This window comes from Pantoea sp. Ft-CA_14 (assembly GCF_024520875.1).
Classification (GTDB): Bacteria; Pseudomonadota; Gammaproteobacteria; order Enterobacterales; family Enterobacteriaceae; genus Pantoea; species Pantoea agglomerans.
Genome location: NZ_JALNPM010000001.1, coordinates 16,510 through 42,394 on the forward strand (window position 1 = coordinate 16,510; position 25,885 = coordinate 42,394).

The window sequence follows — 25,885 nt, forward strand, 5'->3', positions numbered from 1 at the left end:
TTTCAGAGGATAACTGCATGGCGCTGTCACAGCGTATTGTCATTGTGGACGATGAACGCGCGGTCCGCAGTGGACTCAGCAATCTGTTGCATTCAGACGGCTATTCGACCCGACTATTTGAGTCAGGTGAGGCGCTGCTGAGCGATGACGATGCGCTTTCAGAGGTGGGCATGCTGATCATTGATGTCGGACTCAAGGGCATGTCCGGCTTTGAGCTATTCACTATTTTGAAACAGCGGGCAGGTCTGCCACCGGTGATTTTTATCTCGGCAGATCTGGAAGAGACCACCCTGTGGTATGCCATTGCCTTAGGTGCCGTGACTTTTTTGCGAAAGCCGATTGATGTTGATACGCTGCTGACACTGATCCGTTGCGAGTTATCTCAGGGAAAGGTGCGCTGATGAGCATGCTTTCGGTTAATTTTCAGGAGAGTGACGACGCAGGGATCGCGATTGAAGATTTCGACACGCTGACGCCGCTGGCGCAGGATGGCTGCCTGCTCTGGATGCTGGCGCGCCGTCACTCAGGTGAGTCGCTGATAATCGCCACCGGACAGAGTGACGACGTCACGTTTCAGGCGACGCAGCGGCTGAAAAATGAACGAGCGCTGGCCGCTTATCTTTCGCCCCGCTGGGCCATCACCGCGACGGGCACCACCCGTTACCTCAACCGCTATGCGCTGATCTACCCCACGTTTCCGTTTCGCAGCCTGGCGAATAACCTCGCGACCCCTCCCGATAAAATCGCTGACTTCCTGCAGGTTGCATTGCAGCTTTGCTACACGCTCGGCCAGGCGCATCATCAGGGCATCGTGCATGGGGATATCAAGCCGGGCCATTTTTTTATTAGTGACGATGGCCGGTTCCGGCTGGGCGGATTTGGCCTCTCCTCGCTGGCGGCGCAGTCGGCGGAAAAAAACAGCCTGCGCGTCTCAGGCGGTACGCTGGCCTATATGTCACCTGAACATACCGGCCGCACGCCGCATCCGGTCAGCAGCCTCAGCGATCTCTACAGTCTGGGTGTCGTGCTGTATGAGTATCTCACCGGTAAGTTGCCGTTTGGCTCACCGGATGCGGGGGAGGCGGAGTGGATTCATCATCACATCGCCAGCGCACCCCGGCCAGCCGGCCAGGTCAGAGAGGATGTGCCGCTGATGCTCTCTGTGATTCTGCTGCGTCTGCTGGCAAAGTCACCTGCTGACGGGTATCAGACCGTGCAGGGGCTGATGGCTGATTTACGCCGCTGTCAGGCGACGCTGACCGCAGAAAACACCATTGCGCCGTTCACGCCCGGTCTGCAGGAGCGGTTCAGCACCAGTTTCCGGCCCGAGACACTGTTCACGCAACATTCGCAGGCTCGCGTGCTGCTGACGACGCTGGATGCGGTCAACCGTACTGGCACGCAGAGCCTGGTGATGCTGAGCGGTGCGCCCGGCTCGGGAAAGTCCGCCATTATCGCTTCCGCCCTGAAAACCCTGCAGCACCGTCAGATTCTGCTGGCCGCCAGCAAGGCCGATCAACATTCGCCTGCCGCACCTTATGCCGCAGTCGCCTCAGCGTTTCGCACGGTCACGCTTTATCTGCTGGGATTGTCAGCCCTGGAGCTAAGCAAATGGCGGGTTCGCCTGTTGCGCTTGCTGGGTGGCTATACCGATTTAGCCATTGAACTGGTGCCTGAACTAAAACAGCTGCTGAATATCCGGACAGTGCAGCCGGTGGTGCGCCATGCCCCGGACGCCCGCGAGCAGTTTAATCAGATGGCGTCTGCGCTTATCCAGGCCTTTGCCACGCCGGGCCGTCCGCTGGTGATGCTGATTGATGATGTTCACTGGGCAGACAATGCCACGCTGCAACTGCTGGAAAATCTGATTACCCGTAATGAGCATCTGCCTTTTATGCTGGTGCTCGCCTTCCGGGAGGGTGAGTCGATGCCCTGTCCGATGATTGCCGGGTTTCTGCTGCGCCTCAGAGCATCGGCGGCACGGGTCGTGGCGCTGACGCCGCAGCCGCTCAGTGTTAAAAGCATCACCCGCTGGCTGGCGGGAATGCTGCATACCCGTCCCGGTGGCAATCGTGAGCTGGCACAGATTATCTTTGAGAAAACCGGTGGTAATCCGCTCTCGATGCAGGAGTTCTTCCGTCAGGCGGTGGATGATGGGGTGATTGTCTATCGTCAGAACCCGCTGAAGTGGCATTACGACAGCCAGGCGCTGATTGCGCGTCAGTACACCGACAATGTGGCGACGCTGGTATTAAATCAGCTGGCGCGGATGCCGGAGGCTACACGCCAGCTGCTGGGTTCACTGGCCTGTCTGGGGGCCAGCGGTGAACTGTCGCTGTTAAGTCATATCAACGCGACGTCCGTATCGCGGATTCAGCAGCAGCTTGAGCCTGCCGTCAGCGGCCGTTTTATAACCCTGACTGGCGGGAACTACGCCTTTACCCACGACCGCGTGCATAACGCAGCGTTTTTACTGCTCGACCTCCTGCAGCAACACTCTCTTCATCAGCAGGCGGCGGCATGGCTGTCGGCCGCGGTTGTAAATGCCGATCACAGTGAGACGCTGTTCCGCGCGGCTTATCACATCGGCATGATTGCTGAACTGCCACTTAGCGTCGCAGATCGTGAACGCTATTATCCCCTCTGTTTACGTGCTGCGCAGGGAGCGAAACGTGCCGGAGATTATCTCTCGGCGCTGCGCTATCTGCGCAGCGCCCAGCAACTCAGCCAGCGGATGGTGACCGGCAATGATTTTATGCTGGGCATCGATGAGGCGGAGTGCGAATTTCTGCACGGTAATCTCACGACCGCGCAAAAGCTTTGTACCCGACTGCTGAGTGAGCCAGGCACGCTCAGTGAAAAATCGATGGCAGCCTGTCTCTCTGCTGAAATTCATATGCGTCAGTCCGACAACCATCTGGCGCTGGAAACTGCGCTCGCCTGGCTGGCAGTATTTGGTGTGCATCTCAGGCGTGATCCGGACGACGCGGAGATTGACGCCGCCTGGCAGGCGATCAGGGCGCGGATTGGTGATTCCCCGCAAGCGGCTTTTTCCCGACTGCCACGCAACACCGATCAGGAAACTGAGTCGGTGCTGAACCTGATGGCCAGCACCATCTTTGTCTCCGCCTACGACTGCCCGCAGCTGCATCTGTTACTGGTCTGCCGGATGCTGGAGATGACGCTGGATCACGGCGTGACCGGTGCCTCTGCGTTTGGTCTCGCCTGGTTCAGCGTGCTGATCAGCGAACGCTATCAGGCCTGGCATTTTGGCTATGCCTGCGGTCGGGTGGCCCGTGAGCTGGTGGAGCGGCATGACTTTACCCGCTACAAAGCCCGCACGCTGCTGCCTCTGGATCAGCTGGGGATCTGGACGCAGCCGCTGGATGTCGCCGTAGAAAGTGCCCGTGAAAGTTTTCGCGTCGCGGTGATGCACGGAGACCGTTCCTTTGCCTGCCTCTCGTTGCGCCATCAGATCATGAACACGCTGACACGCGGCGATCACCTGGAGTCGGTCATGACCTCCATTGAGCGCGGACTCGCTTTTACCCGCAAAACCTTTTATCCCGATGTTGAGAACGTGCTGGTCATGCAGAAGCAGCTGGTGATGCAACTGCGGAACAGCAACGGGTTCAGGGCAGGCGATCGCGATGGCGCTTTGCCGATGGTGGCGGGCAGCGAGCCGGGCGTGATCTCTGGCCCAAAAGCGATGGTGCTGTTCTGGGCGGGGTTGTATCGGGGAATGGCGCATTTCTTTGCGGCAGAATACCGGGAGGCGCTGTGCTGTTTTGCAGAAATTCGTCCGCTGACCAGCGCAGTGCCCGCTTACATCTACCTGATGGATATGCATTTTTACAGCGCACTATCGCTAAGCCTGCAGCCCGGTGCGGCTGACAGCAACACGCTGCGCTGCGATCTGGACAAATTTGCGGGCTGGGCCGACCTCAATCCCGGACTCTTTGCTGATAAATATGCCCTGCTCAGGGCAGAGTGTGCCCGTCTTGCGGGCAACACGGGCGAGGCGCTGAAACAGTATGAAAATGCGATCTGTCTCTCCCGCCAGGGGGGATATCTGCACATTCATGCGCTGGCGAATCAGCTGGCTGGCCGCTACTGCAAAGCATTACAGCTAGATACCGCCGCCGATGCCTACGTTAAAGCGTCGATGAGAAGCTGGGAGAGCTGGGGCGCGCTGGCGATGGTGCGCCAGCTTGAGCAGCACTATCCGCATCTGACCACGCCGATGCAAAACAGTGCAGTGGCGACCATTCCCTTTACGCAGGATGCCTCGTTCTACGACCTGGAGAGTGTGCTGACCGCCGTGCGCGCCCTGACGGAGGAGATCAACCTTGATCGGTTGATTCATACCCTGATGCGCATCCTGCTGGAGCGGGCCGGTGCCCAGCGCTGTCGGCTTATCCGGATTCTGGATGGTACGCTTCCGGAAACCCAGGCCTGGGCAGAAAGCACGGCTGATGGCGTGCGGGTGCAGATTGTCAAAGAGCGCCCCGTCGCAACTGACCTGCCGCTATCGGTACTGGCCGCGGTGATCCGTACCGGTCAGGAGATACGTACTGGCAAGCCGGAAGAGTTCAGTCCGTTCAGTCAGGATCCTTACCTGGTGGCCTCGGGCGCTGCGGTGTTATGTGTTCCGATGTTCAGGCAGGCCAATATGGTTGGGGTGCTCTATCTGGAGAATCGCCTGATGCCCGATGCGTTCACGGCTGAGCACTCCCACATTGTTAAAACGTTGAGTGCTCAGGCGGCAGTTTCGCTGGAGACGGCGCGCCTCTACGCTGAACTGCTGGAGGAGAACAACCATCGGCGACGGGTTGAGAAGCAGCTACGCGCCAGCAAAACCTCGCTGATGCTCGGCGAGAAGATCAGTCATACCGGCACCTGGCGCTGGGAAGTGGCAGAGGACATGATGATGGTGTCTGAAGAGTATGGCCGTATTCTGGGCCTGCCAGCCCATCAAAAAGGGTTGTCGATGGCAGATTTTCTGACCCGCGTTCATCCCGATGATTATGAGTGCATCAGCGAACTGGTGACGCACAGCGTCAGTCAGGGACGTAGTATGCAGGCTGAGTTCCGTGTGCTCAGGCCGGATGGTGAATGCCGTTATATCAAAGGCATCGGAGAGCCGGTAGAAAACTTCCCCGAGGTGAAAGAGTACTTCGGCACCATTTCAGATATCACCTTGCAGCGCCAGGCAGAAGATGCCGCGCGCATGGCACAGGCGGATCTGGCCCGTGTAACCCGCGCCACCACAGTCGGGCAACTGACTGCCTCAATCGCCCACGAAATTAACCAGCCACTGATGTCGATCGTGGCCAATGCCGGTGCCAGCCTGCGCTGGTTAAAGCGTGAACCGGTGATGCTGGAGAATGCCAGCAGCAGTCTGGATGAAATTATCAAAGAGGGAAAACGTGCCGGAGAGATAATTCGTGGCCTGCAGGCGCTGACCCGCAATCATGAATCAAGCTTTGCCTCGGAAAACCTGCATCTGATCGCCCGCGATATTCTGGCGCTCTCCCGGGTGGAGCTGGAGCGACGCGGAATTTCGCTGGAGCTGAAACTGAGGGCCGGAAAGGCGGATATCTATTGCGACCGCGTTCAGATTCAGCAGGTGCTGCTGAATCTGGTGATCAATGCCATCGATGCCATGTCCGACGATTTACCGCGCGCGGCGCTTTTGCGGCTGACGTCAGAGAACCCGACGCCGGACACGCTGCGTTTTGAGGTGCTGGACAGTGGTTGCGGCTTGCCGGATGGCGTGCGTGAACGGATTTTTGAGTCGTTTTACACCACGAAGAAAAGTGGCATGGGCATGGGATTAACCATCAGCAAAGGGATTATCAAAAAGCATTGTGGTGAATTAGGCGCAGAGAACCGGGCGGAAGGCGGCAGCCGTTTCTGGTTCACTCTGCCACTGGGATAATCGTATTGAGACCAGGTGTCTGCCTGGCCTTAGCGGCGTCGGGTATGATCAATATTGAGCCGCTCTGCCGCCCGCACCAAATCGGTTAATGACCGCGCCTTCATCTTCTCCATCACCCGCCGCTTGTGGACTTTTGCCGTGATCTCACTGACGCCCATTTCGGCGGCAATCTGCTTATTCAGCAGGCCGCTAATCGCCAGCAGCATGACCTCGCTTTCACGCGGTGTAAGGGTCTGATGTCGCTCCAGTATCTCCCTTCGCTCCTCGGAAGAGGCCATATTCTGCCCGGCGATCTGTAAGGCTTCTGCAACCGCCTGCAAAATACGATCGGGATCGACAGGTTTAGTCAGAAACTCATAAGCACCGGTTTTCATCGCCCGCACTGTGACCGGAATAGTCCCGAAGCCGGTTAAGAAGATAGTGGGAATGGCGTAGCCACGATCGATCAATGCCTGTGCGACATCAAATCCATCTGCACCAGGCAGATTAATATCCAGAATCAGGCAACAGGGAAGGGGAGTAAAAGCGTGAGCCAGGAAATCATCAGCCGAAGAAAAAGAGATAACCGTGTAATCGTCGGCAGTGAGCAGATTACGCAGTGCAGCAGTCACAGCAGCGTCGTCGTCAACGATATAAACGATGGGATTCATAGGGACCTCATTTCAGCCAGGTATTTACTGATAATTTAATTAAGCATGACGCGTAAAGAGGCCCTGATGAGAAAGTGTCGGGCAGGGTTAACAGGATATTACCATAACAGTTATCATTATCATCTTATAATTATCAGCTTGTTAAAATTAAGATAAATGGCTGATAGGTATGACTAAAATGTGAGCGTCAACTCTGGGGTGGAGCGCCACTGTTCTGGGCGTCAATGCTGATAACTGTCATTTGATCGACATAGCTATGCCATAAATTATTCGCTCACTCACGGCCAGGAGAATAGTCCCGTTTAATAGCTAAAATAATCCATAAACCCGTTATCCAGATTAAATCGTTTCAGCCTGATATGTACCGGAATAAGTTAGTGGCGGTACGTAATTAATTCGGAAGTAGTCTGTTAACTCGCGGCGGTCCTGATAATTAATTTGTCTGAGGGCAAAACGACGGATTGATAAGCGTACCGATCTTTACCCTGCGTCTTATAGCGAAAGAATATAGTTGATTATATAGTTACAACATACATTATGCTTGGTTATTAACCCTCAACTTCACCATTGTGCGGCCAGTGCTTATCAACGCGAAGCCTCTGTGCCAGATTCTGACGATCAGCCGGGTAAAACCTGACCCGTATTTAGCCGGTAAGAAGTCATTACATTTAAAAAAGCCTTATCTGTCAGCAAGTAACCTTGATAAGCGTAGCGGTATTCATGGCGTGGCTGCTAATCCTCACTAAGCTTGTGAAGCAACCCTTTAAATAGAGGGAGATTTTCCATTCGGTAGCTCGTCGCAATGTCGTCATGAGGCTTATATGAGTCAAAATTACTGCACCATTATCTACAATGGTGAACGGTTAAAAGGGTTAGCTGATCAACCGCTAATCGATTTTCTGGATGCTCAAGGGAAAAAACTACCTCATGTCTGTTACCACCCGGCGTTGCCGCCGCTGCAAAGTTGTGATGTCTGCTGGGTAGATGCCAACGGCGAGCGGGTTCGCGGCTGCACGCTCCGCACTGAAGAGGGGCTGGAGGTGCAGAGTGAAGGCAGTGCGCTTAAGGCCGCGCAGCAGGAGGGAATGGATCGGCTGCTCAACCGTCATGAGCTTTACTGTACCGTCTGTGAGCACAACACCGGTGACTGCACGCTGCATAATGCCGTGGCAGATATGCACATTCCGATTCAGTACTATCCTCATGAGCCCAAGCCCTACGCAAAAGATCATTCCAATCCGTTTTACACCTACGATCCTGACCAGTGCATCTTATGCGGTCGCTGTGTCGAAGCGTGTCAGAATGTCGAGGTCAATGAGACGCTGTCGATTGACTACACCCAGGCGCATCCTCGCGTGCTCTGGGATGGCGGAACGGAAATCGCCGGTTCCAGCTGCGTTAGCTGCGGACATTGCGTCACAGTTTGCCCATGCAATGCGCTGCTGGAAAAAACCATGCAGCCAGATGCAGGCCCCTTTACCGCGATGGATGAAGGGCTGAAGCGTCCGCTGATCGACTTTGTTAAAACGCTGGAAAACAGCATCGGCATGGAGCCGATTACCGGCGTTTCGAAAATCGATGTGGCGCTGCGCCAGTCTGAGATCAAACGCACCAAAACCGTCTGCACCTATTGCGGTGTAGGCTGCAGCTTTGAGATCTGGACCCGCGACCGCCATATCCTGAAAGTTCAGCCGGTCGCCGAAGCCCCGGCCAACGGCATCTCGACCTGCGTTAAAGGTAAGTTCGGCTGGGACTTCGTCAACAGCCCGGAGCGCCTGACTACGCCGTTGATCCGCGAGCATGGTCGTTTCCGGCCCGCCAGCTGGGATGAAGCTTTGCAGCGGGTAGCCGAAGGTTTACAGGGTATCGCTCAGAATTATGGAGGCGATGCGATTGGCTTTATCGGCTCCAGCAAGGCCAGCAATGAAGAAGCCTATCTGACCCAAAAAATCGCCCGTTTAATTTTTGGCACCAACAACGTTGATAACTCCTCGCGCTATTGTCAGAACCCGGCCACAGAAGGGCTGTTCCGCACGGTGGGCTACGGCGGAGATGCCGGGACGATTGAGGATCTGCAACAGACCGATTTGATTGTGCTGGTCGGCAGCAACCTGGCCGAGAACCATCCGGTCATTGCTTCTCACATCAAACAGAGCCACAAACATCGCGGTCAGAAACTGCTGGTCGTTGATCCGCGCCGTCATGAAATGGCGGAACGTGCTGACTGTTATCTGCGTATCCGGCCCGGTACCGACCTGGTCTGGGCCTCGGCGATGGCAAAATATATGTTCGATCACGGTTATGCGGATGAGGCTTTTCTGGCCCAGCGGGTCAACCAGGTTGATGAGTACCGCGCCTCACTCGCTCCCTTTACGCTGGCCTTTGCCAGTGAGACATGTGGACTGAGTGAATCAGAACTGATTGAAGCAGCGGAAATGATCGGCCAGGCGGGCAGTGCCTGTGTGTTGTGGGCGATGGGAATTACCCAGCACAGCCACGGGGCAGACACCAGTACGGCGCTGTCGAACCTGCTGCTGGTCACCGGCAACTATGGCCGGCCTGGCACCGGCGGTTATCCGATGCGCGGACACAACAACGTACAGGGCGCCAGCGACTTTGGCTGCCTCAGTAATCTCTATCCCGGCTATGAAAAAGTCACTGACCCAGCGGTGCGCGAAAAATGGGCGCACGCCTGGGGCGTCTCGCCTGAAGCGCTTTCCGATCAGCCTGGTGCTGATAATTTCAAAATGGTGCAGCAGGCCGGTGAAGGCAAAATTCGTGCGATGTATATCACCGGTGAAGAGACGGCGTTTGCGGATGCCGATGCCACTTCGGTGCATGCCGCCTTCAGCAAGCTGGAATTTATGGTCGTACAGGACATTTTCATGTCACGCACTGCCGAATTTGCCGATGTGGTGCTGCCCGGTGCGCCCAGCGTGGAGAAGGAGGGCACCTTTGTGAACACCGAGCGGCGGATCCAGCACTTTTCACCCGCCATGAAGCCGCTGGGTGATTGTCGGCCCGACTGGGAGATCTTTACCGATCTCGCCGCCCGTCTCGGTCATCCGTGGCATTACCCGAACCCAGGCGCGATTATGGCGGAAGCGGCAGGCATCGCAGAGATTTTCGCGGGTGTCAGCTATGAGCAACTGGTCGGCTGGCAGTCTCAGCTCTGGCCCGTCAGCGCCGCAGGCGAAAGCACGCCGCGACTCTACACGGAACGGTTTAATTTCCCGGATGGCAAAGCACGACTCTATCCGCTGAGCTGGCAGCCGCCCGCCGAGCAGGAGGATTCACAGTATAATCTGCTACTGAATAATGGGCGGATGCTGGAGCATTTCCAGTCGATGAATCAGACCGGGCAGGGTGGCCGCATGATGTCGCTGTCGCCTAATGCCTTTGTTGAGATCTCACCGGAGCTGGCCGCCGAGCGCGCGCTGAACGAAGGAGAGTGGGTACGCATTACCTCGCGGCGCGGATCGCTGGATGTGCCTGTTGTGATCACTGAGCGCGTGGCAGGCAACGTGCTGTTTATGCCGATTCATCACGGCAAAGATGGCGTCAACGCTCTGACTGGCGAACATCACGATCCCGACGTCAACACACCGGCTTATAAAGAGATTGCCGTAAATATGAAGCGCGTTGATCGCCGGTCGCAGCCTAATCCGGTGCCACTACACAACTTCCGTCACGGCAGTCGTACGCCGCTGGATCACCTGCCGATAGAGCAAAAATGGCAGCAGGCTGGCTATCGGGAACCGCCTGAACATGTCGAAAAACCGGAGAAATTCTAATGGCAGAACGGATGAAATATCAGGTCCCGCCAACACGCACTGAGCCGACCGCCCGGGAGGCGATGGATGAGCTAATCGAAAATCTTCACCAGCACGGTTTTCTGCGGCTGGCGAACGACCTGGTTAAATCAAATAGCGAGGTGGGGAAAATCCTGGTTTCGGGCCTTAATCAGCCGGGTACGCAGAACGCGCTGCAGAATCTCTCGCTACTCATGATGACGCTGGGCAGCGTGCCGCCAGAACGGTTTAATCATCTGCTGTTGGCCGTTCGCGATGCCGCGATGGCCGTTAAACCCGCGCGCGATGAGGCCCGTCAGGATAAAGCCGCGCCGGGCATCCGCGGCATTATCCGGTTACTCAATGATGAGGATCTGTGGCGCGGACTGCGCCCCATATTCGCGGCGCTTGAAGTCTTCTCACAACAGATTGACCGTGAAGAGCAGAAGCCGATTACCCGCTTCAGTGGCAAGCCCACACGGGAGTAGTTCAGCCTGCGATCGTTCAGGATTGCGTGGGGGTGTAGATCAGATGACCGGCTACACCGCCCGCGCCGCCATCTTTTGGATGATTGATACCATCGGAGACAGGGACATCGGTGAAATCAAACGGCGAAACCCCCTCAAGGCAGGCGACATTCACCCCGAACTGATCGGGCTGTGAGCGGCTCTGATGAAAGGTGTAAATGCCGCAAACGGAACAGAAGTAGTGGCCCACCTCTTTGCTGTTGAAACGATACTCTGTGAGCTGCGCTTCACCCCAGGTCAGCTCCACCTTTGTCGCAAATACCACCACCGCGCCGCGCATCCGGCAAAACGAGCAGTTGCAGCGGCGCACCGTATTAAATCCATCCTTCAGCGTCACCCGGTACGCCACCGCGCCACAGTGGCATTGTGCTGTCATTTCAGTTTGCATCGTGATCTCCTGTGTAGTGAAACCAACCAGCTTTCAGCCTACGCCAAAGCCTGGGATTTGGCAGCATCGGGGACGCATTTGTCGACTATTCAGAGTGAAAGTTTCACTCGTCTGATCTGGAAAGAGGTTTTACCTTGCGGACCGGTTCAGCCCGTTTCGCTACTGGTATACGGCGAAAAATAGCCTGCCGCAGAGTTGTCTCGTTGGTGTTCTCATCAAGTAATAGCGCAGCACGTCCCGGCTCCTGCAGCGTCATGAGCAGCTATTTCTGATCGATATTTTTCGCAGAACGAGAGATATCCATAATCAGCATGTCCAGCACATCCAAGGCAAAGACGTGCGCCAAAGTTCCCTGCGCTTTCACAAATGCTTGAGATACATGTTATAAAAAAGGCATAACTATCAGGTTGCTGGAGAAAAGGCTGAGTTCTAAATGAACGATGGTTATATCGGAAAGTCCAGACATCTTTACATCAATAACCGGGGACAATATGGATAATTATAATCAGTTGCTTGCATTCATATGGGCGTATGAATACGGCAACTTTTCTTCTGCCGCCCGGGCAAACGGATTAACGCCTTCAGCGATGAGTAAACTTATCAGCCGACTGGAGACGAGATTACAGGTAAGACTCTTCTATCGCGGGACGAGAACGTTAACGCTGACCGAAGAGGGACACGTTTATCTTAAAAGTGCCAGAGCAGTCGTTGACGCAATGACGGAGGCTGATTCACTGGCTGAAGATATGCCATCACGCATCAGCGGGCAGCTGAAAATCCGTACCATGACCACCTTTGCCCGTTATCATATCCTTCCATGGTTGCCCGAGTTTATTGAAGCTTACCCTGACCTCAACGTTGATATTGAAACGGGGCCGGTTTACCGGGATGACTTTGATAAAGGGCTGGATCTGGCCATTTATGGTGGTGTACTTGCGAGTTCTTCCCGTATAGCACGTCGTATCGGTGAGAGCCAGTGGATTACCTGCGCCTCGCCAGCCTACCTCAGCAGGTACGGCATACCCTCCCATCCACGTGAACTGATGGATCATCGCTGTTTTCACTTTAATTTTGAAAGCCACTGGAACCAGTGGTTATTTACCGAAGGCAGCCAAAGCATGATAGTCCCGGTAAAACCGGTTGCCTCGTTGTCGCAGGGTGATTTGCTGCGCGATCTGGCTATTAAAGGAGAAGGTATCGTCCGGCTGGCTGACTTCCACATAAACCAGGATATCAGAGAAGGAAGATTAGTACCGCTTTTGAAGGCATTCCAGTCTCCTGTCAGAGAGCCGCTCTATATAATTTACGCGAAAAGGCAGCATCTGAGCCCACGCATCCGCTGTTTTATTGAATTCATTGAAAAACAGATAGCGCTTCATCCCTGGAGTGTTTGAATTTCCAGTCAGCTCACCTCCACTTGTTCCCTATGTCCAATTTGAATTGCTGCTGTGAAACTACGTCACAATGGGTATTCCTGCTGCTCGAATCCCCTCGCTAACGGAACATGATACTGTTTTATGGATTTCCACAGAACGAATCCATTTTCCAAAACAGAAGAAATTACTATGTCAGACAGACAAACATCACGGGCAGCGATCGCACTGGCCCTGACTTTCTTTACCGGCATGCTGAGCAGCAGTCTTCCTACTCCTCTCTATCCCGTGTACATCAGTTTATATAGCTTCAGTGCTTCTCAAATAATGGCGGTATTTGGTGTTTATGCGGCAGGTGTTCTTTTAGCGCTGATATTTACTGCCAGGGTTAATATCATGACTAACCGGTATACAAGACCTCTCTATGCAGGTCTGGCCTGCGTTTTACTGTCGTCACTATTAATGATGTTTGCAGATAAATTTATGATACTTATCCTTGGCCGTTTTGTTACCGGTCTTGGCTCAGGTATTTTAATGGCCTATATCAACCGCTCGCTGATTAAATTATTTGATACAGAAGTCAGTAATAGTGCTGCATTAACCGCTTCTGCCTCATTAATCCTTGGACAGGCTATTGGTCCTTTAATCACGGGGGAAATCGTACATCGTAGTTTTTATGCACTTAAGACTCCCTACGTAATTCTTTTTATTCTGGTTGTAATCTCAATGTTTGGGATCTGGAGCAGTCGCCTGATGATCAACAGGGACAGCACCCCAGTAACCATTGAACGGAAAAGTGTTGTTGCTCAAAGTTACAGGGGACTCTCTTTCCGGGACGTTATCGTCTGCTGCATGGCCATATTTCTTTCCTGGGCGATGGCGTCTACGTTTATGTCCCAGGGGCCAACTCTCGCTCGCACCTATTTCAATGTCACCAGCGTGCAGCTGGTAAGCTATTCACTGTCGGCATTTCTGCTGGTTGCAGGTATCACCCAGATAGTGATGAGGAAAAAGCACCACTATTCGTCACTAAAAATCGGGATTATTGCCCAGTTTGTTGCCGTTTTTCTGGCCCTCTGCAGTGTGCACACAATCGCCCCGTCTCTTCTCTTCATATCCGTTATGCTGGAAGGGTTTGCCTATGGGGCAATACTTGTCGGGGCTGCCACTATCGTTAATGTGGTCGCCAGGCAGAGTCAGCGACATCATCTGATAAACCTGCTTTACATTGTGGGTTACGTGGGTAACTGGCTGCCATTTTCACTGAGCATGATGATGGATCATTTTCCCCAGGAAACAGCCCTAAATGCCTATCTTATACTGTGCTGTATTTTAAGTGCGTCTATTTTATTATCAGTTTATTTCACGGTAAGAAACCAAAGGAAATTACGGACCGGATGAGAAAAAATGCATACCGCATAAATTTAACCTGAAGTAATCTCCCGATCCTGTGCTGCCGGATGAGATTAAAATAATAAGATTATCATCAGAGCATTATTCCCAGGGTAACCCTTGATCCCAGCTTTCAACAAGCAAGTCGATAAAGGAGCGAATTCGCGGGGATAAATGTCGTTTACTGGGATAAATGATCCGAACAGGTTCCGGAGGGAAGGGGTACGCCTCAAGCACGGGTATCAATTTCCCGCTACGCAAATCTTCTCCAAGCAAATAGGTCGGTAGATGGACTATACCAAATCCGGAAATTGCTGATGCCCGCATGGCTTCCGAACTGTCGAGGTTTAGCCGCCCGGGCCCATCATACACAAAAGTGCCTTCTGGAGTTGTAAACCGCCAGCTACGTCTCTTTTCCGCACTCAGAAGAAAAATAGTGTCATGCCTGGTTAAGTCTGCGGGTGTTTCCGGAACACCCCGTGAGGACAAATATTCGGGCGAGGCACAAGTAACAATGTGCTGCGAAGCAATCGTTCTGGTAAGAATGCGGGAGTCATCTCGAGGTTCACCGATGCGGATGGCAATATCATAGCCTTCTTCAATAAGATCAACAAACCTGTCGCTAAAGGAGACCTCCGCACGAAGTTCCGGCCACTTTTTCAGATAAATATCCAGAATGGGAAGGATATGGCGCTGCCCAAAAGAGAGTGGTGCACTCAGCCGGAGAGTCCCCGTTGGCTTATCTCTGCGCATCGCCATGGCGGCATCAACCTCTTCCAGGTCATCCAGTATCTGTCGGCATCGATCGAACATGACCCTTCCTTCATCGGTCAGACTCAGGCTTCGGGTAGTACGGTTAAGGAGACGAACCCCCATACGTGTTTCGAGCCTGACAATACTCTTGCCAATGGCAGAACGTGTGAGCCCGAGGGAACCCGCTGCGTGGGTGTAACTCCCGGCTTTTACAGCCGCGACGAATGCGGCAATATCCCCAATGCTGTTGATTTCCATTCTTTATTTATCTCTTTTGATATGGGCTTTAACGTACCCTGATATGGGAAGCACATTCCCTAAATGTTTATATAATATAGTTTCCTGTTATTTTTTATCGCAAATACAAACAGGAATAAAAATGCTGAATCAACAAACCAGGCAAGCCGTAAAAGAATGGTCAGAAAGCCTGGCCGGTCTGGGGCCAATTCTTACCGGTGCAGACAAATTAACGCCAATGAGTGAAGTGCGTGGCGCCTATACCCGTATGCTGGCGAAAAATCCTGCACCTGCAGGTGTTGGCTTTACTGAGGTCGATATGGGAGGCGTGCCGGGAACGCTGGTAACCCCCGACAACCTTGAAACTGATGCCATCGTGATGTACATCCACGGTGGGGCATACATTGTCGGTGAATCTGCGGGCTATCACGGTATTGGTGGCAACTATGCCAGCATGCTGGGCGCACGGGTTTACATGCCTGATTACCGACTGGCACCGGAGTATCCTTTCCCTGCGCCCGTCACCGATACCGTTCGTGCGTATGAGTGGTTAATTGAACAAGGATTTAACGCCAGCAAAATCCTACTGGCGGGCGAGTCAGCGGGCGGCGCGATGGTGGTTACCGTTATGGTAGCTGCACGTAATAAAGGCCTGCCACTTCCAGCCGGCGGTGTATCTATTTCACCCTGGGCCAACCTTGAGCACACGGGCGTCTCAATGACCAACCGGGAAGGCCTTGATCCTCTGAACACCAAGGCTGGCCTGGATTTCCTGGCACGCACCTTCCTGGGCGATGCGTTGCCTAATCACCCAATGGCATCACCGGTGTTTGCCGATGTAACGGGTCTGCCGCCGGTGCTGGTTCAGATTGGCGAAAACGAACTGATGCTAAGCGACGCGATGCGTCTGGCAACTCATCTGGGTGATAACCGCGTTCGTGTAAATCTGGAAGTCTGGCCGGGTATGTTCCACGCCTGGCATTTCTTCTCCACGTTGCAGCCAGAAGCGGTGCAGGCGCTGGAGAGCTCCGTCGTCTTTATGAAGCAGGCGCTGCGGGATGCAGCAAGCTAATTATCAGTGAGGAATTAAATAACGGGCGCGACTGACTGCGCCCGTCGAAAATGAAAAGCCCTTTACAGACACAATTCACTTATCCGCCAGACCTGCCTCTTAAATTAAACGCATAATGCTGGATACAACGGGTTTGGAGTTACCCCTGCGGTACTTAATCATATTCATGAACAGGTTAAGCCCCGCATTCCGATGAATGTGGCAGTGCGAGCTTGTTTATTTTGACTGCAACCCGCTTTTGAAGATTGCGCCCATATCAGACCGTGATAAGCGTCATCTCTTCCGCTTCAAACGCCTCAAGCAGTTCTTTATCGAGCTTCTCTTCCACGACGAGCGTTGAGATTTCACGGCATTTCGCCACGCTGAATCGCGCTACTGCGGGGATTTTATCCGCTGTCAGCCCGACAATGACCTGATTGCTTTGCGCCATGGCAACTTTCTTGAATTCGCAATCCGCATAGTTAAAACCGGTCAGACCGGCCTCCGGGCTCATGGCACAGCCGCCAATAAACGCCTGATCAAACAGAATCCTCTGGATCTGGTTGATCGCGGTTTGCCCGACCGCGCCGCCGGTGCTCTTCTGTATCTGCCCGCCCAGCATAATCACCTCCGCAGCAGGATGGTTGATCAGTAGCGCAGCAATATCGGGTGCATTGGTGACGACGGTGATATTCAAATCTGGTGATAGCGCCTGTGCCAGCGCCAGATTGGTTGTACCGGCATCAATAAAGATGCAGCTATTGGCTTTCACCAGGCTGGCACAGCGCTGCGCGATCAGGGCTTTTGCTGCGTGATCGTGAGCTTTCCGGCTGACAAAGCTGCCCGCCTCCTGAAGCTGTAACACCGCACCGCCATAGACCTTTTTACATAAACCCTCTTTACTGAGTTCATGGAGATCGCGGCGGATAGTGTGCTCTGATACAGCCAATTGCCGTGCCAGGTCAGCGCAGACCACCCGTCCTTTGTCCTGCAATATCTCACGAATCAGCGCTTGTCGCTGCTGCGGGAAAGCTGCATAATCGAGCATATAAACCTCAAAATATTCACAATCGAGCTATAGTGAGCATAATCGTTCACTGCCGGGCAGGGAGTCAATAGCGATCTCTCGGTCCTGTCAGCTCTCCCCGACATCCCTCAAAGGAATGCAATGGCTAATAACGTCTCTTACACGCTGGCAACACGCATCATCTTTTTTATAGCCGGATTTATCACCGCGACCTGGGCGGTGATTGTGCCTTTCGCCCGCGGCAATACCGGCGTTAATGAGGCGCAACTCGGCACCTTGCTGCTTTGTCTTGGCGTCGGCGCGCTGATTGCGATGCCGGTGACGGGCTGGCTGACCAGCCGCTTTGGCTGCCGCCGGGTGATTCTGGTCGCTGTCGCGCTGGTCATCATTAGTACGCCATGGCTGTCGGTGCTCAGCGACCCGCTGTTGCTGGCGCTGGCGTTGCTGGTTTTTGGCGTCGGCATCGGAGTAACCGACTGCGCCATGAACATCCAGGCGATCCTGGTGGAGAAGCAGGCGGAAAAGCCAGTCATGTCAGGCTTTCACGGCATGTACAGCGTGGGCGGCATTGCCGGCGCGGGCTTTATGACGCTGCTGCTGGCGATGGGATTTAGCGTGCTGACCGGCTGTTTGCTGGCGGTCGCGGCGGTGATTATCATGACGCTGGTCAGCGCATCGGGCTTACTGACCTACGCGAACCCCGCTGAAGGCCCGGTGTTTGCTGTTCCGCGCGGCAGCGTACTGATTATCGGCATCATCTGCTTTGCCGTCTTCCTGACCGAAGGCACCGTGCTGGACTGGAGTGCTGTCTATCTGACCGACGTCCGGGCCATTCCGGCGTCACTGGGTGGGCTGGGCTATACCTGCTTTGCCATTGCGATGACCGTGGCGCGTCTGACCGGGGACCGGATTATCTCATCGCTGGGACGTTTACCGGTTGTGCTGGGCGGCGCACTGGTTGCCGCCGCTGGCATGGCGATGGTGACCTTTATCGCCTCCTGGCCGCTGGCGTTACTGGGCTATACCCTTGTCGGCGCAGGCTGCGCCAATATCGTGCCGGTAATGTTCTCCGCCGCTGGGCGTCAGACGGTGATGCCGCAGGCGGTCGCCGTGCCTGCCATTACTACTCTGGGCTATCTGGGGGTCCTGAGCGGGCCAGCCGTGATTGGCTACGTGGCGCATTACACGCATCTCGCTTTCTCGTTTTCACTGATTATGGCGCTGATGCTGGTTGTCGGTGCGGTCTCTCTGACCCTGGATCTGGGCCGTAGCCGCGCGGGGGAGAATGCATAAAATTACCCAATCCGCGCTCCTGACAGAATTTCATTGAACGGGGCGCGGAGTCATCTTCAGGAGGAACGGAAGCGGCGTGCCATTACTCTCCCAGCCTGACCCGGCGGCGGCCTGCCAGCACCGTCAGCGCCACGATGGTGATGCCCGCAGCCAGATGCATAGAAAAATCGATGGCGTGCAGATGGGTATCGTGGCACAACGACAGCAGCATCGATGAGGTAAACGCACTGCCGCAGCCGCTCAGCGCCAGACTGCGCGCCGGATAGAGGGATCGGGTGCGCTGCAGGGCGAACACGGACATCAGCATCATCGGGACACTGGCCGACAGCATAAACAGATAGCAGTGCATCCCTTCACCCAACCGGTTCGCGCCCGATGGCGGTGCTGAAGATGACATATTGATCAGATTCAGAACCAGCCACATCATCGCCATCAGCAGCGGCCAGCGCAGGCTGATCGGTTTTCTGCCTGCAATACTCAGCGTAAAGGCTGCCGCCAGCGTGCTGCCCGCGATGATGAGTGACAGCAGCAGGGCAACCAGCGCGAAAAACGCGCCAGGCTGCGACCAGTCAGTGAAACGGCTGTGAAATGCCCAGCTGGTCAGCGCGCCACAGGGCAGGGCAAGCGCAATCCAGCCCGCAACGCGCCAGGCGGTGGGCCAGACGCGCTGCACCGGCTGGGCAGACGCGCTGAGCTGATTAATTAACTGGTCATGATTTCTCATGATGACCCCGTCCATATTTACGAAGGTTGACCATTGCGCGATGCAACAGAGATTTAACCACAGAGAGCGACTGATTGGTTTCAGCTGCTGCCTGCGCCAGGCTCTGCTCGCGCAGATGCACGGATTCAACGATCTCCCGCTGGCGCTGCGGAAGGTTATCCAGATACCCGGAGAGGATATCCATATCGGCTGAGGACTCTGCACTTGCAGCGGGTTGTCGTTGCAGCTCTTCCTCATCCTGTACTTCCCGGCGACGGCCGCGATGGCGCAGCGCATCTATGGCGCGGGCAGAGGCGATGGCAGCAACCCAGGGGAGTATCGGACGCTGCGGATCGTAGGTATGCCGCACCCGATGAATCGCCAGCAATGTCTCCTGAATGACATCCTCAACCAGTCCCTCATCACTAATTTTTTTGCATACCAATGCCCGGATGGCCGGAACCATCGCTTTCAGTAACTGGTTATAGGCAGCTCTGTCACCCGCCTGCGCCCGGGCCATTAATGCTGGCCACTGCTGTGCGCGTTGATCAGTTTCTGGCATCGATCATCAGCAGTTCAGCACGCTGTCGCCGCGCCCTGACCACGCACCAGGCAATCGTTTCATCAGTAATCTCAGGATTTATTTCCTTTTTCTGTTGCCTGATCCAGCGCTGAAATCACAATGCCTGGCGTCAGCACCTGCGGCAGTACCTCAGGTTTACCGCCGTCAGCCGGATAGACCACGTAGAGCGGTAATCCACCGCGTCCGAAATCGCTCAGCGCCTGTTCAACATCGGGATTGTATTTGGTGGAATCCGCGACCATATAAATGGTGTTGGTTCGCGCCATCGCCGCTTTTACCGCCTGCGTCGAAAGCGAAGTACGATCGTTAACCTGGCAGGTAATACACCATGATGCGGTAAAGTTCACCAGTATTGGCTTGCCCTGACCTTTGATGGCATCAACGTTCTGAGGCGACCACGCCACAGCGGCGGCAGCCTTTGAGGCGGTTGCCGTTTCAGCCGGAGCTTCGGCAAACCTGTTCAGGTTCAGTAACGGCACCACGACCAGCGCCAGGAAGAATGCGGTCGCCACATGCAGCACCCAATGACGCTGTCCCATCATACGGCGTTTCTGCGCCATGCCATACAGCCAGGCGGCGAAACTAAACAGTAAACAGCAGGCCAGAATGGCAGCCAGCGCCGCCGATCCCGCCTGACGTTCAAGTACCCAGATCAGCCAGCCCACCGCGCCCAGCATGGGAAACGCCAGCCCCTGCTTTAACGTGATCATCCAGGCACCCGGTTTTGGCAAAATTCGCGCCAGCACCGGGAAGAATGAGATGAGAGTGAAGGGCGCAGCAAAGCCCAGCGCCAGTGAAATAAAGATCACCAGACTGATCAGTGGAGGCTGGGTAAGCGCATAGCCTACCGCGCTGGCCATGAAGGGCGCGCTGCAGGGAGTCGCGACAATGATGGCCAGAGCGCCAGTCAGTGCTGAACCGACTAAACCACCGCGATCGCCTCCCACTTCGCCAACCCGCTGTACCGATAATCCTACTTCAAACAGACCGAGCAGGTTCAGTGCCGACCCAAGCATCACCAGAATCAGCGCGGCGATGACCAGCGGCGATTGCAGCTGGAATCCCCAGCCCACCGATGCACCGCCCGCCCTGGCCAGCAGCAGAACTGCGGTCAGAGCGACCATCGTCACGACTACGCCCAGCAAAAAGGCCAGGCCTTCGGCTCTGGCGTGGGAAGGTGATTCGTGATGGCGGATCAGGCTCAGTGCTTTCAGCGAGATCACCGGAAACACGCAGGGCATGAGGTTCAGAATAATGCCGCCCAGGAAGGCGGCTGCAATCGCAGTCAGCATGATGTACCTGCTCTGAAAATGAAGTTATGCCGGATTGGCCTGACGGTATTTTTTAACGGCATCCATCGCTTTCTGGATATGCGTATCAGGATTTTTATCGGTGAAGCTCAGCAGGATTTTGCCATCGGGCGCAATCACGTAAGAGGTACGGTCTGAAAGCTTCTGACCTTTCATCTCCATGGTGCTCTTATATTCTGCCGCCACTTTGGCACCGGGATCGGCTGCGACGGTAAATTTGTCACGGCATTCAAGCTGCGAGAATTTCGCAATCTGATCGGTATTGCCCGCCGTCACGCCAATGACGGTCGCACCCTGCTTTTTAAATTCATCGGTCGCTTCAGCAAAATCGTGTGCTTCCAGCGTACAGCCTGCACTGAAAGCAGCAGGGAAGAAGTAGAGGACAACCGGGCCTTTCTGCAGCGCCTGTTGCAATGAGAAGGTGGTCGATTTACCGGCCAGCGCGGCTTCCAGTTTAAAGTCCGGCGCTTTTTCACCGACCTGTAACGCTGCAAAAGCAGATGTTGCCGGAACACTCAGTGCCAGCAGCGTAGCGACGGCCAGGGTTTTCAGGGTGTTTTTCATTGGCTTTACTCTCTCCATTGACGAACAGACGGAGTTGTCTGACGTCCCTGATAACAGGTTCGTTTAAAAATGGAAAAAGTTGCGCGGTTGAAGATTTTTTTTAAATTATTTTTTAAATAGCGCTTCATCCACCATCTTTTATCAGATCCCTCTTTTTGAGCTGAATCGAATAAAGCTAATGTCAGCAAATTTCACCCGATTCGATGTACTTATTCCTCTCTGGCCGTAATCACTGTGATTTGGCCCACAATAACAGGGCTAACTCACTGCCTTTTCTCAACAGGTGAGCATCATCACGTTTATCTTCAGTCCCATTAAGTAAATTTCCCTTACGGAATGAAAAAACGATTCAGCCAATGGGATGACATATGAAGATTAAACTGGCGTTAACGGTACTTGCAGTGCTGGTTTCAGGCTCTGCAGCGGCAAAAACCTGGGTGCTGACGAGTGCTGAACAGGGCACCGATCAGGGAAACTGGAAGATTTCCAGTAGTGAGCTGAAGTCTCAGGGCAAACCGTTCAGCATCGAACAGAAAGTCCTGCATGGCGGCAAGCAGGAAGGCAGTAAAATACTGACGATCCGCAGTGAGGATGGCCTGACGATTACGCTAAGCCCGACACGTGGCATGAACTTACTGCGTGTTGAAGGCTTTGGCACCCGCATGGGCTGGGATTCACCGGTTAAAGAGGTCGTCAATCCTGCCTTCATCAATCTTGAGAGCCGCAACGGTCTGGGCTGGCTGGATGGTTTCAACGAGATGATGGTGCGCTGCGGCTACGAATGGACCGGCCATCCGGTCACCGATGAAGGCCGAATCTATACGCTGCACGGTAAAGCGGGGAATACGCCGGTTTCTCAGCTGGAAGTTGAAGTGGCCGATACGGCACCACACGAAATTCGTATTCGCGGCCTGATTAAAGAGAGCACCTTTAAGAAAGCTGATTTGCAGACCATGACCGAACTGCGTTACGTGCCAGGCAGCAACAGTTTCAGCCTGCATGATGTGTTAACCAACCATGCCGACTATCCGCACGATTACCAGATCATCTATCACAGCAACTTCGGCAAACCTATTCTGGAAGAGGGCGCACGCTTCCTGGCGCCGATGTCCGGCATCAGCCCATTCAATGACTACGCGAAAGCCGGGTTAAAAGAGTGGCAGACCTATAAAGGTCCGACCAAAGACTTCGATGAGATGGTGTTCAACATCAAGCCGCTTTCAGACAGCAATCATCAGACCATTGCTGCGGTGATAAATAAAGCGGGCAACAGCGGCGCATCCATTCAGTTCGATACGCGTCAGCTCCCGATGCTGACCTTATGGAAAAATACCGACACCCTGAAACAGGGCTACGTGACCGGCATCGAACCTGGTACCAGTTACGCCTATCCGGTCACCATTGAACGTGAACAAAAACGTGTGAAGCAGCTGCAACCAGGTGCGAGCACAACATTTGATCTGACGTACACCTTGCTGCACAGCAGCGAGCAGGTTAATGACGTTGAGAAACGCATTAAGGGCATTCAGGGTGACACGAAGATTGATGTAAGCGAGACGCCGATAGCGAAAGAGTAACGACCCTTCATAACCCCAGCTAAATTGTTGGGGTTTTTACTTAACTGGTCAGTCAGTTATGTTTTGCCATAACTGATAATGGCAGTAATCGACATAGGGCGTTGTTAATTGTACCGTCACGAGATGACAATACCGATGCGGGAGAATAGCGCAGACCTGCGATGGATACTGGCGATGCGATAACATCGTAGCATTGGACATCACAGGTAAATATTCGGCATAGCTGTGGGAGGGTTTTAAGCCGAAAGTTGATGGAAAAGAGTAACTCTGAAATACTAACAGTTAATAACTGATAGTAACTCAGCGGGAGAGGAATCATGCCAACCAGCGTAGTACTCAGTCCTTATTTCGAAGCGTTCATCCGCGAACAGATTGAAAGCGGGCGATATAACAACATCAGTGAAGTGATCCGTGCGGGCCTCAGGGCTCTGGAAGAACGGGAGCAGCAGATGAAACTTGATGCTCTGCAAACAGCGGTCAGCGCAGGTATAAACAGCGGCGAAAGCAAAAACGCGGAAGAGGTATTTGATCGCCTTTCGCAAAAATATCGGCGGCAGGCCGAAGGTGGTAAAGCGTAGTGAGGTACATGTGTGATATGTTATTTAACATAAGATAGATTATACGCACTTAAGTCAAAGCGCTAAGATAAAGGCTAAAGCTCTAAGCTAACCTTATCCGTGGACTTCAGACAACCTGCTGAAGCCCCTGTATGACGGCCTCTGGTGCGGGATTTTCGCGATCAATAAAGCCGTCGCCTCACCACCGCTGTATCTCTCACGGCGATCGGTTCAGGATAGACAGCGGCAATCATCGCTGGTTTAAGAAACGCGGTTCAGCCTGCACGCTGTTGCTCTCAGCCCGTCGCGCCCTGACACACTGCGAATCGACAGCCTCTATCACTGCGGCAATGAAGTCTCGTGCAGATGTCGCCACAAAACCTTGCCAGCATTATTTACCTCGAACACAACCGTAGAAAACCGCAGCGTGGCCTCCTGACCCGGAAGCTGCTGCAACTCCTTATATACCACAGTGGCATTTCCTTCACTCTCAGCAACCATCTGCATGTCGCAGATATCAATCGCTAAACCCGGACGTGCACCGCGCTGAGTGCGGAAAAACCCATTTAGTGTCGTGAAATCCAGTAAGGCACCGCCCGGTGTCACCATGGAATATGCAGGACTAAAACGCGCTAAAAGTTCCTCACAAACCTCATCATGTGCTTCTTTGTTACCCAGCCAGTTGCGAATCAATTCGTGGGCGTCCAGTACTTCCTTAAAATAACGGTTCATTTTTGGTCCCTTTTAAGCATAGAAATAACCTTCTGATTTGAAATGCGTAAACAGCACAGAAGCGGAATCACAGCGCTGAATGCCGCTATAACAAAACAGAGGTGATAAGCGTGTTCTTCAGGCATGCCGCTATTCGCAATCAGATTGAACAGCAGGCAGACCAGCGTAACGCCGAGACAAAAACTGAGCTGGCGATTGATATTCCAGAGTGCGCTGGCATCAGCAAGTTCGCTGTCGGTGATGTGAATAAAAGCAGAACTCTGGGCCGTGCTGCTGCACAGGCTGCCGCCAAATCCCATCAAGGCGAAAGCAAGTACAAAGACTAAGGTGTCCGATGTCTGGCCAGTCAGCGCCAGCAGGCCAATACCCAGCGCCTGAAACAGACAGCCGGTGATAAATAGCGGGCGTGGTCCCCAGAGGTTGAACGTCTTACCTGTCAGACTAATTGCCGCAAAGGAAGCCAGAGACCATGGCAGCATGAGCGCGCCGACAATGCTGGCATGCATACCTAATTGATTTTGCAGGTATAGCATAGTGATCATACTGACGCCGGTGAACACGCCTGGTATAAACTGATAGATCAGCATTGCGGTGTGTAAGAGCGGATCCTTTATCAGATGCAGGTTAATGAGTGGATGGCTTTTTCGAAGTGCGTCCCACACATAGCCCGCCAGAGTAAGGACGCCAGCAAGCAGCATCATCGCCCCCTGATAAAGCCTGTCAGCATCGCCCAGGTATGTCAGTCCGAGAAGGATCAGCGTGAGCGCGGCACAACCACTGACTAAACCCACCAGGTCCAGCGGGTCAGATGAGTTCGCCGGTTTGTCTGCTTTGAGCCAGCATCCCGCCAGCAGCAATGCCCCAACCGCGAGCGGCAGGCTCACAAGAAAAACCCAGCGCCAGCTAAGGCTCTCAACCACTATTCCACCAACAGCTGGCGACAAGGCGGGTGCCAGCAATGCAATTAACATCACGACTGACGATAACTTCGCACGTTCATTGCTTCTGTATAACGCATAGGTCATCGTCTGACCGATGGGGATCAACAGTCCGCCGCCGATGCCCTGTATCCATCGGAAGGCGATGAGCTGAGAAACTGACGCTGATGCCCACACACCACAGGTGCCCGCAATGAAAATAAGCAGTGAGAGCATGAACAGACGTTTTGCGCCCATGCGCCGTACCAGCCAGCTACTGAGCGGTATGACCAGCGTCAGGCCTAAGATGTAGCCATTACTGATCCATGCCAGCTGGTTAACGGGGGCATCAAAATGTCTGCCAATCTCTGGATAAGCAACATTGGCGATAAACATGTTGACCAGATCAATAAAAAATCCCAGCAGATAGACACTGGCTACGCGCACACGATAGCTCATTTTTTTCCCAGACAGATCAGCGTAAGGCGCGCAGTATAGGTGCTTAAATTATTGGGATAA

At 54.0% G+C, this 25,885-nt stretch carries 20 protein-coding genes; 10 read left to right on the forward strand and 10 right to left on the reverse strand.

The genetic code is table 11. The features are described 5' to 3' along the window. Window positions 1-17: 17 nt before the first annotated feature. Together NR195_RS00090 and NR195_RS00095 are read left to right on the forward strand one after the other, a co-directional pair. Window positions 18-401 (forward strand): response regulator transcription factor, encoded by a 384-nt coding sequence (locus NR195_RS00090; protein WP_010670332.1) that lies wholly within the window; start codon window positions 18-20, stop codon window positions 399-401. After that, window positions 401-5,941, forward strand: a complete 5,541-nt coding sequence (locus tag NR195_RS00095; protein ID WP_256843829.1) for an AAA family ATPase — start codon at window positions 401-403, stop codon at window positions 5,939-5,941. The genes NR195_RS00090 and NR195_RS00095 overlap by 1 nt, the downstream gene beginning before the upstream one ends. A 29-nt stretch (window positions 5,942-5,970) precedes the next feature. On the opposite strand, the gene NR195_RS00100 is transcribed toward NR195_RS00095, so the two are convergent. After that, window positions 5,971-6,591: a response regulator transcription factor gene (locus tag NR195_RS00100; RefSeq protein WP_033760375.1), complete on the reverse strand. Its 621-nt coding sequence runs from the start codon at window positions 6,589-6,591 to the stop codon at window positions 5,971-5,973. Window positions 6,592-7,412: 821 nt separating this feature from the next. Here NR195_RS00100 and fdhF point away from each other — a divergent pair. Beyond that, window positions 7,413-10,385 carry a formate dehydrogenase subunit alpha gene (gene fdhF / locus NR195_RS00105; RefSeq protein WP_256843830.1) on the forward strand — a complete coding sequence of 991 codons (2,973 nt, stop codon included), beginning with the start codon at window positions 7,413-7,415 and terminating at the stop codon, window positions 10,383-10,385. Further along, window positions 10,385-10,870, forward strand: a complete 486-nt coding sequence (locus tag NR195_RS00110; RefSeq protein WP_060679143.1) for a DUF1641 domain-containing protein — start codon at window positions 10,385-10,387, stop codon at window positions 10,868-10,870. Before fdhF ends, NR195_RS00110 begins: the two co-directional genes overlap by 1 nt. Window positions 10,871-10,886: 16 nt before the next feature. On the opposite strand, the gene NR195_RS00115 is transcribed toward NR195_RS00110, so the two are convergent. Then, the gene (locus tag NR195_RS00115; protein WP_256843831.1) at window positions 10,887-11,297 is read right to left on the reverse strand and encodes a GFA family protein; all 411 of its coding nucleotides are present in this window, start codon (window positions 11,295-11,297) and stop codon (window positions 10,887-10,889) included. A 491-nt stretch (window positions 11,298-11,788) separates the two neighbouring features. On the opposite strand from NR195_RS00115, the gene NR195_RS00120 reads away from it, so the two are divergent. Beyond that, the gene (locus tag NR195_RS00120; protein WP_031590654.1) at window positions 11,789-12,691 is read left to right on the forward strand and encodes a LysR family transcriptional regulator; all 903 of its coding nucleotides are present in this window, start codon (window positions 11,789-11,791) and stop codon (window positions 12,689-12,691) included. A gap of 171 nt (window positions 12,692-12,862) precedes the next feature. After that, the gene (locus NR195_RS00125; RefSeq protein ID WP_187515524.1) at window positions 12,863-14,071 is read left to right on the forward strand and encodes an MFS transporter; all 1,209 of its coding nucleotides are present in this window, start codon (window positions 12,863-12,865) and stop codon (window positions 14,069-14,071) included. Window positions 14,072-14,164: 93 nt separating this feature from the next. On the opposite strand, the gene NR195_RS00130 is transcribed toward NR195_RS00125, so the two are convergent. Further along, complete coding sequence (locus NR195_RS00130) at window positions 14,165-15,073, reverse strand: LysR family transcriptional regulator (RefSeq protein ID WP_089414791.1); 909 nt, start codon at window positions 15,071-15,073, stop codon at window positions 14,165-14,167. A 121-nt stretch (window positions 15,074-15,194) separates the two neighbouring features. Here NR195_RS00130 and NR195_RS00135 point away from each other — a divergent pair, with 121 nt between their 5' ends. Continuing rightward, window positions 15,195-16,124, forward strand: a complete 930-nt coding sequence (locus NR195_RS00135; RefSeq protein WP_256843832.1) for an alpha/beta hydrolase — start codon at window positions 15,195-15,197, stop codon at window positions 16,122-16,124. Window positions 16,125-16,380: 256 nt separating this feature from the next. On the opposite strand, the gene NR195_RS00140 is transcribed toward NR195_RS00135, so the two are convergent. Continuing rightward, the gene (locus NR195_RS00140; protein ID WP_256843833.1) at window positions 16,381-17,151 is read right to left on the reverse strand and encodes a DeoR/GlpR family DNA-binding transcription regulator; all 771 of its coding nucleotides are present in this window, start codon (window positions 17,149-17,151) and stop codon (window positions 16,381-16,383) included. A gap of 120 nt (window positions 17,152-17,271) precedes the next feature. Here NR195_RS00140 and NR195_RS00145 point away from each other — a divergent pair, with 120 nt between their 5' ends. Continuing rightward, entirely contained in the window at window positions 17,272-18,423 is a 1,152-nt protein-coding gene (locus tag NR195_RS00145) for an MFS transporter (protein WP_256843834.1), read from the forward strand. A gap of 82 nt (window positions 18,424-18,505) precedes the next feature. Here the strand turns inward: NR195_RS00145 and NR195_RS00150 are convergent, their stop codons facing one another. The 4 genes from NR195_RS00150 to NR195_RS00165 form a co-directional block, all read right to left on the reverse strand. Beyond that, window positions 18,506-19,147, reverse strand: coding sequence for an NrsF family protein (locus NR195_RS00150; protein WP_033787002.1), 642 nt, complete (start codon window positions 19,145-19,147; stop codon window positions 18,506-18,508). Beyond that, window positions 19,134-19,688, reverse strand: coding sequence for a sigma-70 family RNA polymerase sigma factor (locus NR195_RS00155; protein WP_256843835.1), 555 nt, complete (start codon window positions 19,686-19,688; stop codon window positions 19,134-19,136). The genes NR195_RS00150 and NR195_RS00155 overlap by 14 nt, the downstream gene beginning before the upstream one ends. 71 nt (window positions 19,689-19,759) lie before the next feature. Further along, the gene (locus NR195_RS00160) at window positions 19,760-21,001 is read right to left on the reverse strand and encodes a protein-disulfide reductase DsbD (RefSeq protein WP_033769013.1); all 1,242 of its coding nucleotides are present in this window, start codon (window positions 20,999-21,001) and stop codon (window positions 19,760-19,762) included. 24 nt (window positions 21,002-21,025) lie between these two features. Further along, complete coding sequence (locus NR195_RS00165) at window positions 21,026-21,583, reverse strand: peroxiredoxin (RefSeq protein ID WP_010670341.1); 558 nt, start codon at window positions 21,581-21,583, stop codon at window positions 21,026-21,028. A 368-nt stretch (window positions 21,584-21,951) separates the two neighbouring features. On the opposite strand from NR195_RS00165, the gene NR195_RS00170 reads away from it, so the two are divergent. Together NR195_RS00170 and NR195_RS00175 are read left to right on the forward strand one after the other, a co-directional pair. After that, complete coding sequence (locus NR195_RS00170; protein WP_256843836.1) at window positions 21,952-23,160, forward strand: aldose 1-epimerase family protein; 1,209 nt, start codon at window positions 21,952-21,954, stop codon at window positions 23,158-23,160. Between the two features lie 317 nt (window positions 23,161-23,477). Next, window positions 23,478-23,738: a type II toxin-antitoxin system ParD family antitoxin gene (locus NR195_RS00175; RefSeq protein WP_256843837.1), complete on the forward strand. Its 261-nt coding sequence runs from the start codon at window positions 23,478-23,480 to the stop codon at window positions 23,736-23,738. A gap of 318 nt (window positions 23,739-24,056) precedes the next feature. On the opposite strand, the gene NR195_RS00180 is transcribed toward NR195_RS00175, so the two are convergent. Together NR195_RS00180 and NR195_RS00185 are read right to left on the reverse strand one after the other, a co-directional pair. Next, on the reverse strand, window positions 24,057-24,449 hold the full coding sequence (locus tag NR195_RS00180) for a DUF4440 domain-containing protein (RefSeq protein WP_167423179.1): 393 nt from the start codon (window positions 24,447-24,449) through the stop codon (window positions 24,057-24,059). Continuing rightward, on the reverse strand, window positions 24,446-25,825 hold the full coding sequence (locus NR195_RS00185; protein WP_256843838.1) for an MFS transporter: 1,380 nt from the start codon (window positions 25,823-25,825) through the stop codon (window positions 24,446-24,448). The genes NR195_RS00180 and NR195_RS00185 overlap by 4 nt, the downstream gene beginning before the upstream one ends. Window positions 25,826-25,885 lie beyond the last annotated feature (60 nt).